The organism is Pseudomonas yamanorum (assembly GCF_013386765.1).
Taxonomy (GTDB): Bacteria; Pseudomonadota; Gammaproteobacteria; order Pseudomonadales; family Pseudomonadaceae; genus Aquipseudomonas; species Aquipseudomonas yamanorum_A.
The window spans coordinates 56,102-72,099 of the sequence record NZ_JACARE010000022.1; the positions used below are offsets into that span (position 1 = coordinate 56,102).

General features: G+C 60.1%; 17 protein-coding genes. 15 read left to right on the plus strand and 2 right to left on the minus strand.

Annotated elements, in window-relative coordinates:
- Positions 1–30: 30 nt before the first annotated feature.
- From HX875_RS18280 to HX875_RS18305, 6 genes are all read left to right on the plus strand, one after another.
- On the plus strand, positions 31–276 hold the full coding sequence (locus HX875_RS18280; protein WP_003217650.1) for a 4Fe-4S dicluster domain-containing protein: 246 nt from the start codon (positions 31–33) through the stop codon (positions 274–276).
- 122 nt (positions 277–398) lie between these two features.
- On the plus strand, positions 399–1,805 hold the full coding sequence (locus HX875_RS18285; protein WP_177044283.1) for an ABC transporter substrate-binding protein: 1,407 nt from the start codon (positions 399–401) through the stop codon (positions 1,803–1,805).
- A 12-nt stretch (positions 1,806–1,817) separates the two neighbouring features.
- Positions 1,818–2,600 carry an ABC transporter permease gene (locus tag HX875_RS18290; RefSeq protein WP_177044284.1) on the plus strand — a complete coding sequence of 261 codons (783 nt, stop codon included), beginning with the start codon at positions 1,818–1,820 and terminating at the stop codon, positions 2,598–2,600.
- Positions 2,600–3,439 (plus strand): ABC transporter ATP-binding protein, encoded by an 840-nt coding sequence (locus HX875_RS18295; RefSeq protein WP_177044285.1) that lies wholly within the window; start codon positions 2,600–2,602, stop codon positions 3,437–3,439. The genes HX875_RS18290 and HX875_RS18295 overlap by 1 nt, the downstream gene beginning before the upstream one ends.
- On the plus strand, positions 3,436–4,389 hold the full coding sequence (locus HX875_RS18300) for a HEAT repeat domain-containing protein (RefSeq protein WP_177044286.1): 954 nt from the start codon (positions 3,436–3,438) through the stop codon (positions 4,387–4,389). Before HX875_RS18295 ends, HX875_RS18300 begins: the two co-directional genes overlap by 4 nt.
- Positions 4,386–4,679 (plus strand): DUF971 domain-containing protein, encoded by a 294-nt coding sequence (locus tag HX875_RS18305; protein ID WP_177044287.1) that lies wholly within the window; start codon positions 4,386–4,388, stop codon positions 4,677–4,679. Before HX875_RS18300 ends, HX875_RS18305 begins: the two co-directional genes overlap by 4 nt.
- A gap of 199 nt (positions 4,680–4,878) precedes the next feature.
- Here the strand turns inward: HX875_RS18305 and HX875_RS18310 are convergent, their stop codons facing one another.
- On the minus strand, positions 4,879–6,081 hold the full coding sequence (locus HX875_RS18310) for a multidrug effflux MFS transporter (protein WP_177044288.1): 1,203 nt from the start codon (positions 6,079–6,081) through the stop codon (positions 4,879–4,881).
- A 329-nt stretch (positions 6,082–6,410) separates the two neighbouring features.
- Here HX875_RS18310 and HX875_RS18315 point away from each other — a divergent pair, with 329 nt between their 5' ends.
- The 9 genes from HX875_RS18315 to HX875_RS18355 all read left to right on the plus strand — a co-directional run bounded on the left by HX875_RS18315 (position 6,411) and on the right by HX875_RS18355 (position 14,357).
- Entirely contained in the window at positions 6,411–7,352 is a 942-nt protein-coding gene (locus HX875_RS18315; RefSeq protein WP_218171961.1) for a dihydrodipicolinate synthase family protein, read from the plus strand.
- Positions 7,353–7,451: 99 nt separating this feature from the next.
- Positions 7,452–8,555 (plus strand): ABC transporter ATP-binding protein, encoded by a 1,104-nt coding sequence (locus HX875_RS18320; RefSeq protein WP_177044289.1) that lies wholly within the window; start codon positions 7,452–7,454, stop codon positions 8,553–8,555.
- On the plus strand, positions 8,556–9,437 hold the full coding sequence (locus HX875_RS18325) for an ABC transporter permease (protein ID WP_218171962.1): 882 nt from the start codon (positions 8,556–8,558) through the stop codon (positions 9,435–9,437).
- Positions 9,434–10,231 carry an ABC transporter permease gene (locus tag HX875_RS18330; protein WP_177044290.1) on the plus strand — a complete coding sequence of 266 codons (798 nt, stop codon included), beginning with the start codon at positions 9,434–9,436 and terminating at the stop codon, positions 10,229–10,231. The genes HX875_RS18325 and HX875_RS18330 overlap by 4 nt, the downstream gene beginning before the upstream one ends.
- Positions 10,232–10,370: 139 nt before the next feature.
- Positions 10,371–11,414, plus strand: coding sequence for an ABC transporter substrate-binding protein (locus HX875_RS18335; protein ID WP_177044291.1), 1,044 nt, complete (start codon positions 10,371–10,373; stop codon positions 11,412–11,414).
- Positions 11,415–11,458: 44 nt separating this feature from the next.
- Entirely contained in the window at positions 11,459–12,442 is a 984-nt protein-coding gene (locus HX875_RS18340; protein ID WP_177044292.1) for an aldo/keto reductase, read from the plus strand.
- Between the two features lie 8 nt (positions 12,443–12,450).
- Positions 12,451–13,296, plus strand: a complete 846-nt coding sequence (locus tag HX875_RS18345; RefSeq protein ID WP_177044293.1) for an amidohydrolase family protein — start codon at positions 12,451–12,453, stop codon at positions 13,294–13,296.
- A 25-nt stretch (positions 13,297–13,321) separates the two neighbouring features.
- Entirely contained in the window at positions 13,322–13,906 is a 585-nt protein-coding gene (locus HX875_RS18350; protein ID WP_177044294.1) for a DUF1349 domain-containing protein, read from the plus strand.
- A 10-nt stretch (positions 13,907–13,916) separates the two neighbouring features.
- Positions 13,917–14,357, plus strand: coding sequence for an RbsD/FucU family protein (locus tag HX875_RS18355; protein WP_177044295.1), 441 nt, complete (start codon positions 13,917–13,919; stop codon positions 14,355–14,357).
- A gap of 56 nt (positions 14,358–14,413) precedes the next feature.
- On the opposite strand, the gene HX875_RS18360 is transcribed toward HX875_RS18355, so the two are convergent.
- Positions 14,414–15,970 carry a UxaA family hydrolase gene (locus tag HX875_RS18360; protein WP_177044296.1) on the minus strand — a complete coding sequence of 519 codons (1,557 nt, stop codon included), beginning with the start codon at positions 15,968–15,970 and terminating at the stop codon, positions 14,414–14,416.
- Positions 15,971–15,998: the final 28 nt, after the last annotated feature.

Sequence of the window (15,998 nt, forward strand, 5' to 3'; positions counted from 1 at the left end):
CCAAGCTCGCTCACCACAGGACACCGTGAAATGGCCTATCAGCCCCAGGAAATATTCTTCCGTTCCAACGCCCCGGTGACGGTGGACGAAGACAAGTGCATCGCCGAAAAAGGCTGCACGGTCTGCGTCGACGTGTGCCCGATGGACCTGTTGGCGATCAATCCGGCAACGCAGAAAGCGTACATGGCCTTCGATGAATGCTGGTACTGCATGCCCTGCGAAAAAGATTGCCCCACCGGCGCAGTCAAGGTCGAGATCCCGTACCTGCTGCGCTGAGACCCGCCGCAAAAGCCATCCGCCAACCCCGGACGCCGCCCGAGCAACACCCCCTCGTTTCCCACCGCGCCAGAGCGTGGCGGAGACGATTCCTTAAACCATGATTCGAGGGGAAACACCCAATGTTATTGCGCGCAACGCTGGCCGGCCTGGTGCTGGCTTCCCTGGGCCTGTCGGCTCAGGCCCAAACGATCCGGGTGGCCATCGGCACCCAGGACACCACCATCAACTGCGCTGCGGGCGGCTTGCTGATCCGCGAGCTGGGGCTGTTGGACAAGTACCTGCCACACGACGGCAAGTACAAGGACGCCACCTACGACATCCAGTGGAAAAACTTCACCAGTGGCGCGCCGCTGACCAATGAAATGGTCGCCGGCAAACTGGACTTCGGCGCGATGGCCGACTTCCCCGGTGCCTTCAATGGCGTGGCGTTCGAGGCGGCGGGCAAGCACAGCCTGTTTATCAGCGTGCTGTCGGGCAATATCAAGGGCAGCGGCAACGGCATCGTGGTGCCGACCGCTTCCAGCGCCCAGTCCCTGGCGGACCTCAAGGGCAAGACCATTTCCGTGCCCTTCGCCTCGACGGCCCATGGCATGTTGTTGCGCGCCGTAGCGGCCCAGGGTTGGGACCCGCTCAAGGACGTCAATATCATTGCCCAGGCGCCCGAAGTGGCGGGTTCGGCGTTGCAGGCCAACAAGATCGACGCCCATGCGGACTTTGTGCCGTTTGGCGAGTTGTTCCCCAACCGTGGGTTTGCCCGCAAGATCTACGATGGCTCGCAATCCAACACCCCGACATTCCACGGCGCGCTGGTGGATGAGGGCTATGCCAAACAGTACCCGGAAGTCGTCGTCGCCTACCTGCGTGCGAGCATCGAAGCCAATCAGTTGCTGGCGGCTGAGCCGGAGAAGTACAGCGAACTGATCGAAAAAGTCACCGGCGTTGAAGCCGAGGTCAACTACCTGTTCCATGGCCCACTGGGGGTACAGACCCGCGACCTGAGCTGGAAACCCGAATACCGCCAGGCCGTGGGCACCGCCATCGACACCCTCAAGCTGCTGAAAAAAGCCGACCGCGGGCTGGACCTCAATACCTTTATCAACGACCAGTACATCCGCGCCGCGTTCAAGGCGTCGGGCCTGGACTACGAGGCGCAATTGGGCAACTACGCCCAGGCACCGCTGAAGGCCAACGACGCCCTGAGCGGCGCGCCGATCACCGACTGGAAGCACGTCGCGCAAATCTGGGTCAAGGGTGAGCCCAAGGTGCGCAATTACGCATCGGCCGAAGCCGCATTCACCGCGTTGGACAGCCTGAACAAACAAGGCAAGGCCGTGCGCGCGGTGTATGCCCAGGCCGAGGACAGCGGCATCAAGTTGCTGGCGAGCCAGGCCTGGTTTGCCACCAACCAGCAAGGCCAGCTCAGTGCATTCCTGCTCAAGGGCCAGGCGCAGCAGTTCGCCCAGGCCCAGGGCGGCAAGGTGTTCAACTTTACCGACGCCGGCGCGCAGGCCGTTGCCGGTCGCTGAGGGAGCGCATTCATGACAAGCACCCCATGGCGCTGGTTGCCCAAGGCCGCTTCATTGCTGTTATGCCTGCTGTTCTGGCAGTTGGCGGCCAGCCTGCACTGGAACCTGGGCCTGGTGACCTTTGCCAACGTGCCCACACCGGGTTCCGTGGTGCAGGCTGCCCTGGGCCTGGTGGACTCGGGCAAGCTCGCCCGGCACCTGAGTGCGAGCTTGACCCGGGTATTCGAGGGCTACCTGGCGGCAGCGCTGGTTGGGATTGGCCTGGGCATCGCGATTGGCCGCTGGAAGTGGGCGGAAGACCTGCTGCTGCCGCCCCTGGAGGTGATCCGGCCGATCCCGGCGGTGGCCTGGATCCCGCTGGCGATCCTGATGTTTCCTTCATCTGAGCTGTCGATGATCTTCATCACCTTCACCGGCGCGCTGTTTCCGGTATTGCTCAACACGGTGCATGGCGTGGAAGGCGTCGACCCACGGCTGATCGCCTCGGCGCGCAGCCTGGGGGCAGGGCGCCGGGCGATCCTGCTGGAAGTGATTCTGCCGGGCGCTGCGCCGAGCATCATTACCGGCCTGGCGATCGGCATGGGCACCTCGTGGTTTTGCCTGGTGACGGCGGAAATGATCTCCGGCCAGTACGGTATCGGCTATTACACCTGGGAGTCCTACACCATCCAGAACTATGCCGACATTGTCGTCGGCATGCTGTTGATCGGGGTGCTGGGCATGGGCAGCAGCCTGCTGGTCAAGCGCCTTGGCGCACTGTTCACTCCCTGGCATCGACCACGAGGTAAAGCCTGATGAGTCATCTTGAGGGCCGTGTCGACATACGCGGCTTGTCCATTGTATTGGGCGAAAAGCAGCAGGCGTTCGAGGCGGTAAAGGCCCTGGATTGCAGGATCGAACCGGGGCAGTTCGTGTGCATTCTCGGGCCGTCCGGGTGTGGCAAGTCGACCTTGCTCGGTGCGCTGGCCGGGCACCTCACCCCGAGCCTGGGCACCCTGGAAATGGACGGCCAGCCGGTTGTCGGGCCGTCTCAGCAGCGGGGCATGGTGTTTCAGCAACACACGCTGTTTCCCTGGCGCTCGGTGCGCGAAAACGTCGCCTTCGGCCTGAAGATGCGCGGCGTGGGCAAGGCCGAGCGCCTCGCCGCGGCCGACGAGATTCTTCAACTGGTAGGTCTGGAAGGCTTTGCCGAGCGCTGGCCCAACCAGTTGTCCGGCGGCATGCAGCAGCGGGTGGAAATTGCCCGGGTGCTGATCAACCGTCCCAGCCTCTTGTTGATGGACGAACCCTTCGGTGCACTGGATGCCCTGACCCGCATGAAAATGCAGGCCTTGCTGCTGGACATCTGGACCCGCATCCGCACCACCGTGGTGTTTGTCACCCATGACATCGACGAAGCGTTGTTCCTCGCCGACCGCATCCTGGTGATGAGCCCGCGCCCCGGGCGCATCATTGAAGACTTCCCGCTGACCTTCCCGAGGCCACGCAGCACGGAGCTGATGACCTCCCCGGAATTTACCCACCTCAAGCGTCATTGCCTGGAACTGCTGCACCACGAAGATGGACGCCAGTTGCCACGGCTGAACCCGCTCGGGCTGCCCAACGATCACCCAAGACCGCGATTTGCCATATGACCTATGAAACCGAAAACCCCGACATCGAGGCCCTGCGTCCACGGCTGCAGGCGGCGGATGCCGGCATGCGCCGGATCGCCCTGATTGAGCTGGCCGACCTCGAAGACCCCGACGGCCTGGTGTGGCTGGTGGACAGCCTGGGCAACGACCCGGCCACCGATGTGCGCGCCCAGGCCGCCAGCCTGCTGGAGGCGTGGGAAGAAGACGAGGTGGTCGAGGCACTGTGCCAGGCACTCACCGACACCGAGGCGTCGGTACGTGACGCTGCCGCCCAGAGTTTGAGCGTGCTCAAGACTACTCAGGCGGGCCGGTTATTACTGCCGTGGACCACCCACGCCGATGTCAGCGTACGCACCGCGATATTCCGGGCACTGCGCGAGTTGCGCCTGGAAGCCGCGGCGCCGTCAGCCCTGCTGGCGCTGAACGATGCCGATGCCGGCGTACGTCGCGAAGCCGTGGGCGTGCTCGGCTGGCTCAAGCACCTGCCGGCCCTGGACGCCTTGGCGACCTTGGCCAGCACCGACCCGGATACCGAAGTCCGCCGAGCCGCCACCGGCGCCCTGGGCCTGGCCAGTGATGATCGGGTACTGCCGGCGCTGTATCAGGCGTTGCAGGACGCCACCTGGCAAGTGCGCGAAGAGGCCGCGACCACCCTGGGCAAAGTCGGCAGCGCCAGTGCCGGCGACGCCTTGATCAAGGCGCTGGGCGATGACTACTGGCAAGTCCGCCTGCGCGCCACCCGCAGCCTGGGGCGTTTGCGATACGCACCGGCGTTACAAGCGCTGATCCTGGCGCTGGGCCACAGCATCAGTAACCTGCGCAAGGAAGCCGCCCTGGCGCTGGGCGAGTTGGGCGACCGCCAAGCCCTTGGCCCGCTGCGGGATGCCGCCGACGATGGCGACCCTGAAGTGCGCAAGGCGGTACGCATTGCCCTGGCACAGCTGCAATGAACAGCGCGCCAGAACGCATTGGCCGGGATGACGAGGGGCGCTTGAGGCTGGAGTGGCGCGAGGGCGTGCAGTGGATCGACCACGCCCGCCTGCGCCGTGAATGCCCATGCTCACAGTGCCGGGCGTTTCGGTTGAGAGGCACGCCGCCGCTGGTGTCGGACGGCGTGCGGGTGCTGGAAATCCATTCCCAGGGATATGGCGTGCAGTTGGTCTTCAGCGACGGGCATCAGCGGGGGATTTACCCGTGGGCTTATTTGGCACAGATGAGTCCCTATCCATTGCTGCGGTGACGGCCTCTTCTTCTGTAGGAGCTGGCTTGCCTGCGATGCAGGCGCTTCGGTCTATCTGAAAGTATTGGATCAAACTGTGGACTGCATTTCAGGACATCGCAAAGTGGCGGTTGATCGTGTGCAATAGCGCGAAAGCCCCGGATTGCGGGGTAGAGCAGGGGCCCGATTGCCGGGTGTGGCAACCAACTACCCCGCGCCGTTATGACCCAGTGCCGGCCAGGTGCGCCGGCAATCGGTTGAGGGTCCACCATGCAGTCAACATCGCCGCCACCGCACTCAGGGCGATGCCGATCAGCATCGGCGCCGGTGTATGATCGGCAAACACACCCACCACCGCCATGCACGCAGCGGCGGTGATCATCTGGATCGCGCCCAGCAGCGCGGATGCAGAACCGGCCACCGCGCCGTGGTCTTCCAGGGACAACACCCCGGCGGCGGGCAACAGGAGCCCGAGGAAACCAAAGCCGATAAACAGCAGCGTCATCATCAACGGCAGGCTGTTGGCCCACAGGGTGGTGAGTGCCAGCAGGGTCATGACCGTTGCGACGCCGGCCACCGACCAGCGAATCAGCGGCGCCAGACCGAAGCGGGCACTCAAGCGCGCCGTGAGTTGGCTTAGGGCAAAAAACGAGGCGGCGTTGAGGGCGAAGCACAGGCTGAATTGGGTCGGCGTCAGCCCGTAGTACTCGATGTACACGAACGGCGCGCTGCCGATAAATACAAAGAAGGTCGCCAGGCCAAAACCGCCCACCACCGACAAGCCGGTAAACACCGGGTCGCGCAGCAACGCGCCGTAGCTGCCGAACGCATTGCCCAGGGTCTTGCCCAGGCGGCGTTCGGCGGGATGGGTTTCCGGCAGTTGCACGGCGGTCATGATCAGGCACAGCACGGCGGCCACCGCGAGTACCCAGAACACTTCGCGCCAGCTCCACACCGCAATGACCAGGCTGCCGGCCAATGGCGCCAGGATCGGTGAAATACTCACCACCAGCATCAACAGTGCCATCAAGCGTGCGGCTTCATGGCCGGTGTACAGGTCACGGACAATCGCCCGGGGAATCACCATCCCGGCGCAGGCGCCAAAGGCCTGCAGGGCCCGGAAGCCAATCAGCACTTCGATGTTTGGCGCCAGGGCGCAGCCAATACTGCCCACGATGAAAATCACCAGGCCGGCATAGATCGGCGGCTTGCGACCGAACACATCGCTGATCGGCCCGTAGAACAACTGGCACACGCCGATGATCATGAAGAACACCGTGAGGCTCATCTGCACGGCAGCAGGCGAGGCGTGCAGGCTGGCGCCCAAGGTCGGCAGGGCCGGCAGGTAGCTGTCGATGGCGAAGGGGCCGACGGCGGTGATCAACCCCAGCAGCAGGGCGAGGTGGGCGATACTTCGGGGCATGGAGGTTCCGGGCGACGGTAAAAAAGAGCGGCCAGCTTAGTGACCGCTTGTTGGGGATACAAGCCGGTGTTTGTTGAGGGCAAAATCCTCGACCTGCAAGGTCATCCCAGTGATCAACCCGGCCAGTGTCGCCGGGCCGATTATTTCCCGGGGATCGGTGCGGCCGCATCAACTGCGATCCGGTCCCGCCGAGCTTCTCCAGCCGGGGATAGCCAACGGTTATCGTCCGCGGCGCACTTCTCATTACTCGCCCGGCAGCAAGTGCAGTACTTTCATTTGGCAGCGATTCACTCAGCCATGACGGTTTGTCGTCGTGGCGGATTTCCCAAATGGAAGAGGTTCTTGCAATGCAGACAACTGGGCCGTACTCGGGGCTATTTCCTGTTGCCCCGACGCCTTTTACCGACAATGGTGAGCTCGATTTCGAGGGGCAGGGGCGTGTACTTGACTGCATGATCGACCAGGGCGTCGACGGCATTTGCATTCTGGCCAACTACTCGGAACAGTTTCTGCTCTTGGATGAAGAGCGTCGACAGTTGACTGAGTTTTGCCTGGCCCATGTCCAGGGGCGTGTCCCGGTGATGGTTACCTGCAGTCATTTCAGCACTCAGGTCGCCGGTCAGCGCGCTCGTCACGCGGCGGACCACGGGGCGGCGCTGATCATGATGATGCCTCCCTACCATGGCGCGGGCATCAAGCTGGAGCCGCGGCTGATCATCGAACATTTCGCACGGGTCGCCGAGGCGTGCCAACTGTCGATCATGATCCAGGACGCGCCCCTCAGTGGCGTCACGCTCTCGACCGCATTCCTGGCAGAAGTGGCACGCACCTTGCCGCTGGTTCGGTACTTTAAAATCGAGGTGCCGGGCACCGCGGCCAAGCTGCGTCATCTTATCGAGTTGGGCGGTGACAACATTGTTGGTCCGTTTAATGGTGAAGAGGCTATAACCCTCATGGCCGATCTGGATGCCGGTGCACGCGGCGTCATGGCCAGCGCGATGATTCCCGATCTGATTCGGCCCGTGATGGCGGCTCACGCTGAAGGTCGTCGTCAAGACGCCATCCAGGCCTATGAGCGGATTTTGCCGCTGATCAACTACGAGAACCGTCAATGCGGTCTGCGCGCCGCAAAAACGGTGATGAAGGAGGGCGGGGTGATCAAGTCAGACTGCGTGCGTCACCCACTGGAAACGTTGCACCCGCAGACGCGTGCGGGCTTGCTTGAACTGGCCAGTGCGGCCAATCCGATTGCGTTGCAATGGGGTCGGTAAGAGGGGCACCTGACGCCTGGCAACGGCGTGAAGGTGGCCGGGCTACGCTATCTGAAGATCGTTGAGTATTTGTCTAGGGCTCGGGTGAGAACAACAAAAATGACTGTTTTAGCGAACGCTGGTTTGTCCACGGTGACATCGGAATTGATTCGTCTGGTTGATGTGACGAAGTCATATGGCAGTATCAATGTGTTAAAGCCGGTCAATCTGGATATTAAAGACGGCGAGTTTCTGACGATTCTTGGTCCGTCCGGATCCGGTAAAACAACCATCTTGCGCATGATTGGCGGGTTTACGGCGCCGACTTCAGGCCAGGTGTTATTGCGCGGAACCGATATCGTAAGCCTGCCGATCTTCAAAAGACCGTTCAACACGGTGTTTCAGGATTACGCACTCTTCCCCCACATGACGGTGGCGGGCAATGTGGGGTATGGGCTGCGCATTCGCCGCCTGCCTGCCGACCAGATCAAGGCCAAGGTCAGGGCCGTGCTCGAAACCGTCAACCTGGCCGATAAGGCTGACCGTTATCCTTCGGCGCTTTCCGGCGGCCAGCGTCAGCGAGTCGCCCTGGCAAGGGCCATTGTCTGTGAGCCGCAAGTGATCCTGCTCGACGAGCCCCTGGCGGCACTGGATGCCGAACTGCGTCGATCGATGCAGGATTTTCTCAAGGATCTGCAGCGAAGAATCCGTACCACGTTTGTGTTCATCACCCATGACCAGGAAGAGGCGATTGCCATGTCGGATCGCATCGCAGTGATGGACCACGGCAACCTTATTCAAGTCGGAACGCCCAAAGAGATTTACTACAAACCCAAAAGTGAGTTTGTCGCGAAATTTTTTGGAGAAAACAACTTACTGCCGACCACCCCAAAGGGCGGCGCCTTAATTGAGAGCCCGCTCGGTCAACACGCCTCTCCCGGGGCTATGGATAAAGCACTGCAAATAGCCATCCGGCCTGAGAGTTTCAGCCTGCACGATGGAACCGAGTGCGGACCGGATCAGCAGGTTACCACCGCCAAACTGGAAAGCCTGACCTTCCTTGGGCCTACCACCCAGTTATCACTTTCTCTGGGGAGTGCGGCGGCGCATCGAATCAAAGTCCGCTTGCCAACGGCGCTGTGTGCCAATCATCTGAGTGTTGGCGCACAGGTTTCGTTGCGCTGGTCGGCATCCGATGTCAGCTTCGTGCCGAGAGAAGCCTGAATGACCTCCCTGACTCTGGAAATGGAACCTGTCAGCCGGTCGCGGCTGCAACTTACGAGGATCATCGTGAAACTCCTGATCTATGGCGTCCCCACCGTCATGATCCTGGTTCCATTGGTGTCTTTCCTGGCTTATAGCTTTTTAGAACAGAAAAACGGCGCCCTGACGGGGAGTTTGACGTTGGCAAACTATGCCGGATTTTTTGCCGGCAGTTACCTCAAGGTTTTTCTCGGCACGTTGAAACTGGCCTTCTTTGTTGCCTTGGTAGCGTTGGTGTTTGGCTACATCATTTCCTACCTGATTTGGCGCCTGGAGGGTTCTGCGCGCTACTTGCTGTTGTTGCTCAGCGCCTTGCCCCTGGTGATGAATTACGTCGTCAAGATTTACGCGATGCGCAGCATTCTTGGGTACAGCGGATTTCTGAATTCGCTGTTGTTATCGCTCGGGATCATCGACGTGCCCAGCCGGCTGTTTATTTTCAACCAGACGGCCGTAATGATTGCGATGGCAGTGATCTATTTGCCCTTTGGCATCTTGCCGATATTCCTCGCACTCGACCGCATTCCACCGTCTTTGATCGCCGCCGCTGCCGATTTGGGAGCCAAGCCCGGCCGGACGTTTTTCACCATCGTCCTTCCGTTGAGTCTGCCCGGTTCGATTGCCGGTGCGTTGTTCGTGATGGTGATCGCCATTGGTGACTATCTGACGCCGCAAATGGTCGGTGGCAGCGAGGGCTTCACGTTTGGGCGCGCCATCTGGAGCCAGTTCGGGATGGCGTTCAACTGGCCCCTCGGTGCTGCATTGGCTGTTGTGCTGCTGGTCGCGGTGATCGCAATCATCGGGCTGGCGTCCCTTGTTTCCCGGATCGGGAGAGTGAAATGACCCTCATGGAACGTATCACGCTCACGGTGCTGTGGGTGATCGGTGTCTTGGCGTTCGCTGTGTTGTATGCGCCGGCCGCCATCGTAGTCACGCTGTCGTTCTTCAGTATTAAAAATCACCAGATTGACTGGTCTGATTTCAGCTTGCAGTGGTACGGCAAGTTTGCTGAAAACAGTCAATTGCTGGAATCACTCGGTAACTCGTTATTGGTAGGCGCCTGCGCTGTCGTGGGCGCAACCGTTATTTCGCTGGCGCTTGCCTACTACATGAAGACCGGTGCGAGAAAAGGTCAGAAATATATTGAGTTCGTTATATTTTTGCCCTTTGTACTGCCTGCAATCATTACCGGTATTTCATTGCTGGTGGCATTTCGAGAGGCAGGCCTGGAACGGAGTCTGGTCACCGTCACCATCGGCCATGTGGTCCTGATACTGGCGGTTATCTATCGCATGATCATGATCCGGCTGGACACGCTTGAAGATTCACAGATCGAAGGCTCACTTGACCTGGGCGCCAATGGCTTCGAGACATTTATTTATATTGTTTTCCCGCAGTTGCGTTCCGCGTTAGTGACAAGTTCCCTGCTGGCGTTTGCGCTTTCGTTTGATGAAACATTGGTGACCTTCTTCCTGGTCGGGGGCGACAGCACACTTCCGATGCGATTGTGGGCAATGATGCGAACCGGCTTCACTCCGGAAATCAATGCACTGGTTTCGGTGGTGCTGTGTGTAACGCTGGTTTGTGCGGCGCTGGGCGCGCTGTCGCTACGTCAAAGTATTGAACGCAAGGCATAACAATAATACGGCTTTACCCAAGTTGAACCCTTTTTACTGCTGAGCAGGTGTCGTGTACGACGAGTGATAACTCTACGGGCGGACAAGAACGTCCAAGTAGTTAGCACATAATAATTTAAAATTATCGAGAGAGAACGACATGAAAAGACGTGATTTTTTGGCTTTAAGTACCGTCGTTGCGGCCAGCACGCTAATAACGCCGGGTTTGATGCGCATCGCCGGGGCGGCGGGCAAAGAACTCAGGGTATTGACTTGGGAAGGTTACGCTGACGATCAGTGGGTTAAAGCGTTTGAGAAAAAAACCGGTGCTTCGGTCTCGGTGACCTACGCGGCCAGTGTGGATGAGATCTTCGCAAAAATGACGGCGTCCCAAGGTGCTGATTACGATGTGATCGCCATCGAGACATCGTCTTATAAACGCCTGACCCAGGAAAAGCTGATCCAGCCACTTGAGGTGGCCAAGCTGCAAAACGCAAAAAACCTGATGCCCAGTTTCCAGAACGTGTCGGCGATCACCTTTGATGGCAAAACATACGCGGCCCCCTTCGCCTGGGGCTCCATCCCGCTGATATACAACGCTGACGTATTTAAAGTGGCCCCGGACAGCTGGGAAGTGTTTTGGGATGAAAAATACAAAGGCCGGATGATTATCGTGGACGACGCCAACAATGCAATTGTGACGGCGGCGCTGACACTCGGCATTAAAGACCCGTTCAACTTGACCGACGATCAATTCGGCCTGATCAAGACCAAACTGCTGGCGCAAAAATCCAACATTGCCAGTTATTACTCGGGCTTCGACGACGGGGTGAGCATTTTTGCTCAAGGCGGTATCGACTTCATGATGTCCATGGGCGAGCCTCAGGCTGCCATGCTGAAGAAACGCAATGTTAATGCGCAACTCACTATTCCCAAAGAAGGGGCGATCGGCTGGATTGATTGTTGGTGTATCAGTGCCAAAGCCCGGGATGTGGGCTTGGCACATGCCTGGGTCGATGCCATGTTGGAAAAAGATGTGGGCACTTATATCAGTGAAAAAACCGGTTACGGTAACTCCACCAATGAAGACGCGAACATCAAGATTGGCCTGACGTATTCCGACAAGTTGGTGTTTTTGCAGGCGCCCGAAGATTTTGGTCGCCGCATAGAATTGTGGAACGAGATTAAGGCAACTTCAGTTTGATGATGTTGCAATACCGATAAAACAAGAAGTGAAAGGATCAGTACATGAAAGCATTATTCGAGGCTGTACCGTTGGGTCTTACCCCCCTTCGGGTGAGCCGGTTGGGCGTCGGTACTACGGCAATCGGCGGCCTCTATTCGCCTACCAGCGCGAGCAGCGCCGAAGAGACGCTGCAGGCGGCCTGGGACACCGGGGTTCGCTTCTTTGATTCCGCTCCCCAATATGGCAACGGCATGGCTGAACAACGGCTGGGCGCCTTTTTACAGGGCAAGCCTCGGGATGAGTATGTGGTGTGCACCAAGGTCGGTCGCCTGCTGCGGGTGCCCGACATTCCAGTGGCCGACGGCTACTACAAAGGCACTCCACCGGAGCGGCCGGTATTTGATTTCAGCTATGACGGCGTGATGAAGTCCGTGGAAGAAAGCCTCGTTCGCCTTGGCCTCGACCGCATTGACGTGTTGCACATCCATGACCCTGACAACCATTATCCGCAGGCCATCGACGGTGCCTATAAAGCACTCGACCGGTTGCGCGCAGATGGCACGATTGGCGCGGTCGGCGCGGGCATGAACCAGAGCCATATGCTCGCCGAGTTTGCCCGCAATGGAGATTTCGACTGCTTCCTGCTGGCGGGCCGTTATACCTTGCTGGAGCAGGGCGCCCTGACAGAGTTGCTGCCGCTGTGCGTACAAAAGAACATCTCGATCATTATCGGTGGGGTCTACAACAGCGGCATCCTGGCCAACCCCAGCGCCGGCGCAAAATTCAATTACGAAGATGCCGACCGGGCCCAGATAGCGCGCGCCTTGATGCTTGAGAACGTGTGCCTGAGTCATGGCGTATCGTTGAAAGCCGCAGCCGTCCAGTTTCCACTGGCCCATCCTGCAGTGGCCAGCGTGCTCACGGGCCCCAGGACTCCGGCAGAAATGCTCGAAAACGCCGAACTGTTCCGCACGCCGATCCCGAGTGCCTTGTGGCGGGATCTCAAGGCCCAGGGCCTGATTGCTGCCGACGCGCCTACAGCGTGAAGGCCATCATGTCGAACCGGATCATCGATACACACCAGCACTTCTGGAACCTGTCCACCGGAACCTATCCATGGATGGCCGGCGATGCGATGCGACCCCTGCGACGCCACTTTGGCCCGCAGGACCTGCAGCCTCTGCTGGTCGAAAACGGCATCAGTGCGACGATCATTGTGCAATGCCGGCACGACATGGCGGAAACTCGCGACTTGCTGGCGATCGCCGCCAGCCATGACTTTGTCATCGGCGTTGTGGGTTGGGTCGATCTCGAATCAGGCAACGTACCCGGGCAAATCGACGCCTTGCGCGCGTTACCCGGTGGCGACAAGCTCGTGGGCATACGCCATAACGTTCATGACGAGCCCGACGCCGAGTGGCTGTGTCGGCCCGCGGTACAGGACGCCGTCGGCGCGGTCATCAGTGCAGGGCTGACCTTCGACCTGTTGGTGCGCAGCAGGGAGTTGCCGGCGGCGACGCTGCTGGTCCGGCGTTATCCACAGGGCCGTTTCGTGCTTGACCATCTCGCCAAACCGCCAATCGCCCAAGGGTTCAGCCACGCCTGGCACGAAGCGCTGGAGGTGCTTGCCGAAAGCGACAACGTCTGGTGCAAGGTCTCGGGGCTGGTCACGGAAGCAGCCCCTGGCGCCAGCGTCGAAACCTTTGACCACTACACGCAGATTGCCCTGGCGGTTTTCGGCCAGTCGCGTGTGTTGTTCGGTTCAGACTGGCCCGTGTGCACACTGGCGGCGACTTACCTCAAGGTCAAGACCGTCGCTGAACGACTGGTCGCCGCACAGCCGGAGCTGGCGGGGCGATTTTTCCATCTCAATGCTATCGACGCCTATAACCTGGGTTAACGCCCTGCAAGACAAGGACAATCACATGAGCATCGACTTTAGTACCGGAACCTGGCTGAACCCGCCTGCCGATTGGTTGGCGGACGGCGCCGGCCTGACCCTGACCACCGACGATAAAACTGATTTCTGGCGTAAAACCCATTACGGTTTCATTCGCGACACCGGGCACTTTCTGGGCTTCCCGGCTGCCAACGGATTCACGGCGCAGATTCGTATTCAGGGTGAGTTTCGTACGCTTTATGACCAGGCAGGCCTGATGGTGCGGATTGATGAAACCCGCTGGATGAAAACCGGCGTGGAGTTCACCGACGGTGAGTTATTCCTCAGCACCGTCATCACTGACGGGCAGTCCGATTGGTCGGTGTCCCAGCCATTCAAGGCACTGGAGGACTTCTATCTGCGGGTCACCGTGGGCAACGGCGCGATGCGTGTCCAGGCATCGCGTGACGGTATTTTCTGGCCATTGTTGCGCCTGGCGCCGTTCCCGGAGGCCGCCAGCTATCAGGTGGGGCCGACGGCCTGTACGCCGGAGCGAAGCGGCCTGACCATCCGGTTTACCGAGTTCTCCATCGGCCCGGCCACCACCAAAAACCTCCACGACTTGAGCTAAAGGACTTCCCATGCTGATTGGTATTGACCCGATCCTGAACGCCGACATTCTGTTTGCATTGCGCGCAATGGGGCATGGTGACGAGATCGTCATCGCAGACGGCAGTTTCCCTGCACACACCGTGGCCAAGCGGCTGATTCGCATGGAGGCAGCCGACCTGTCACGCATGCTCAAAGCCGTGCTGTCAGTGATGCCGATTGATGAGTCTGAACCCGATCCGGTGGTAGGCATGGAAGTGATCGATGAGCCTGACACCCTCGTTACGGCGCATACGGTGATTCAGGATGTGCTGGACGCACTGCCAGGCGCATCGCCGACCCTCAGTCGCATCGAGCGTTTTGCTTTCTACGACCGAGCCAAGGAAGCGTTTGCGGTTATCGCAACTGGTGAAACCCTGTTTTACGGCAATGTGATCATCCGCAAAGGTACCGTGAACCTGGGCGGTAATTGACACAGGCAGGCCCACAAAAAAGGGGACCTTCGGGTCCCCTTTTTTGCTGTCTGTGATCAGGTAATGGCGCCAATCTGCCAAGGCACAAATTCATTCTGCCCGTAGCCGTGGGTTTCGCTCTTGCTGGGCTCTCCGGATGCCACGCGCAGCATCATGTCGAAGATATGGATGCCGCGCTCCTCGATCGTATCGGTGCCGTCGGCGATGCCGCCACAGTTCACGTCCATGTCTTCTTCCTGATGATTGAACATGTGCGAGTTGGTGGCGATCTTGATCGAGGGGGAGGGCGCACAGCCGAACGCCGAGCCCCGGCCGGTAGTGAACGCCAGCAGGTTGGCACCGCCCGCCACCTGGCCGGTGGCCGAAATCGGGTCGTAGCCCGGGGTGTCCATGAACACCAGGCCGTGGGCGGTGACCGCTTCGGCATATTCGTAGACATCCACCAGGTTGGTGGAACCGCCCTTGGCCACGGCGCCCAGGGACTTCTCCAGGATCGTGGTCAAGCCACCGGCCTTGTTGCCGGCCGATGGGTTGTTGTTGAGCTCGGCATTCATGCGCTGGCAGTAGCTTTCCCACCAACGGATACGGGCGATGAGCTTTTCACCGACTTCGTCGCTGACGGCGCGGCGGGTCAACAGGTGTTCGGCGCCATAGATCTCCGGAGTCTCGGACAGGATTGCGGTACCGCCCGCGGCGACGAGCCGATCGACTGCGTTGCCCAGGGCTGGGTTGGCGGTGATCCCGGAGTACCCGTCCGAGCCGCCACATTGCAGTCCGACCACCAGGTGCTTGGCGCTGACCGCCTGGCGCTGTACCTGGTTGGCGGCCGGCAACAGGGCCTTGATTTGCTCAATACCGTTGGCGATGGATTTCGAGGTGCCACCGACACCCTGGATGGTGAACACGCGAAGGTGCGGGCCGGCTTGCAAGTGCCGGGCAGTGAGCAAGTCGTCGATCTGGTTGGTTTCGCAACCCAGGCCAATCATCAGCACCGAATGGAAGTTGGCGTGCACCGCATAACCACCCAGGGTTCGCTGCAACATCGCCAAGGCTTCGCCGCCAGGGTCCACCGCGCAGCCTATACCGTGTGTCAGCGCGACCACGCCATCCACAGCCGGATAAGGCGCGAGGGCTTCGGGGTGGATGTCGCGCCGGAAGTAGTCGGCGATCGCCCGCGCCACCGTGGCCGAGCAGTTCACCGAGGTCAGCACTCCAATGTAGTTGCGCGTGGCGACGCGCCCGTCCGGGCGCACGATGCCCATGAACGTTGCCTCGCGATGCGGGGTGGGTTTGGCATCGATGCCGAATGCGTGACTGCGTGAAAAGTGTGCCATGCCGAGGTTATGACTGTGCACGTGAGCACCGGCGTCGATCGCCACTGAGGCAACGCCGATGATCTGTCCGTAACGGCGTACATTCTCTCCGGCCTCGATCCTCCGCACAGCGACCTTGTGCCCGGCCGGAATGGCCTGCTGCACAACCACCGCGTTTTCTTCCAGCACGAGCCCCGCCGGCAGCGGCTGGCGTGCGATCAACACATCGTCATGGGGGTCCAGGCGGATTGTGGCGGCGGCAATCTGGCTTTGCGCACTTGTTTTGGCAATCAGTTCCATTACGGCACCTTACTGTGGGAAACGCGGA

What these genes read in the sequence shown, in the direction of transcription:
- HX875_RS18330 (WP_177044290.1), top strand. Translation starts at nt 9,434, where the DNA reads ATGACCCTCATGGAACGTATCACGCTCACGGTGCTGTGGGTGATCGGT.
- HX875_RS18350 (WP_177044294.1), top strand. Translation starts at nt 13,322, where the DNA reads ATGAGCATCGACTTTAGTACCGGAACCTGGCTGAACCCGCCTGCCGAT.
- HX875_RS18345 (WP_177044293.1), top strand. Translation starts at nt 12,451, where the DNA reads ATGTCGAACCGGATCATCGATACACACCAGCACTTCTGGAACCTGTCC.
- HX875_RS18315 (WP_218171961.1), top strand. Translation starts at nt 6,411, where the DNA reads ATGGAAGAGGTTCTTGCAATGCAGACAACTGGGCCGTACTCGGGGCTA.
- HX875_RS18360 (WP_177044296.1), bottom strand. Translation starts at nt 15,970, where the DNA reads ATGGAACTGATTGCCAAAACAAGTGCGCAAAGCCAGATTGCCGCCGCC.
- HX875_RS18340 (WP_177044292.1), top strand. Translation starts at nt 11,459, where the DNA reads ATGAAAGCATTATTCGAGGCTGTACCGTTGGGTCTTACCCCCCTTCGG.
- HX875_RS18310 (WP_177044288.1), bottom strand. Translation starts at nt 6,081, where the DNA reads ATGCCCCGAAGTATCGCCCACCTCGCCCTGCTGCTGGGGTTGATCACC.
- HX875_RS18300 (WP_177044286.1), top strand. Translation starts at nt 3,436, where the DNA reads ATGACCTATGAAACCGAAAACCCCGACATCGAGGCCCTGCGTCCACGG.
- HX875_RS18285 (WP_177044283.1), top strand. Translation starts at nt 399, where the DNA reads ATGTTATTGCGCGCAACGCTGGCCGGCCTGGTGCTGGCTTCCCTGGGC.
- HX875_RS18335 (WP_177044291.1), top strand. Translation starts at nt 10,371, where the DNA reads ATGAAAAGACGTGATTTTTTGGCTTTAAGTACCGTCGTTGCGGCCAGC.
- HX875_RS18305 (WP_177044287.1), top strand. Translation starts at nt 4,386, where the DNA reads ATGAACAGCGCGCCAGAACGCATTGGCCGGGATGACGAGGGGCGCTTG.
- HX875_RS18280 (WP_003217650.1), top strand. Translation starts at nt 31, where the DNA reads ATGGCCTATCAGCCCCAGGAAATATTCTTCCGTTCCAACGCCCCGGTG.
- HX875_RS18325 (WP_218171962.1), top strand. Translation starts at nt 8,556, where the DNA reads ATGACCTCCCTGACTCTGGAAATGGAACCTGTCAGCCGGTCGCGGCTG.
- HX875_RS18355 (WP_177044295.1), top strand. Translation starts at nt 13,917, where the DNA reads ATGCTGATTGGTATTGACCCGATCCTGAACGCCGACATTCTGTTTGCA.
- HX875_RS18320 (WP_177044289.1), top strand. Translation starts at nt 7,452, where the DNA reads ATGACTGTTTTAGCGAACGCTGGTTTGTCCACGGTGACATCGGAATTG.
- HX875_RS18295 (WP_177044285.1), top strand. Translation starts at nt 2,600, where the DNA reads ATGAGTCATCTTGAGGGCCGTGTCGACATACGCGGCTTGTCCATTGTA.
- HX875_RS18290 (WP_177044284.1), top strand. Translation starts at nt 1,818, where the DNA reads ATGACAAGCACCCCATGGCGCTGGTTGCCCAAGGCCGCTTCATTGCTG.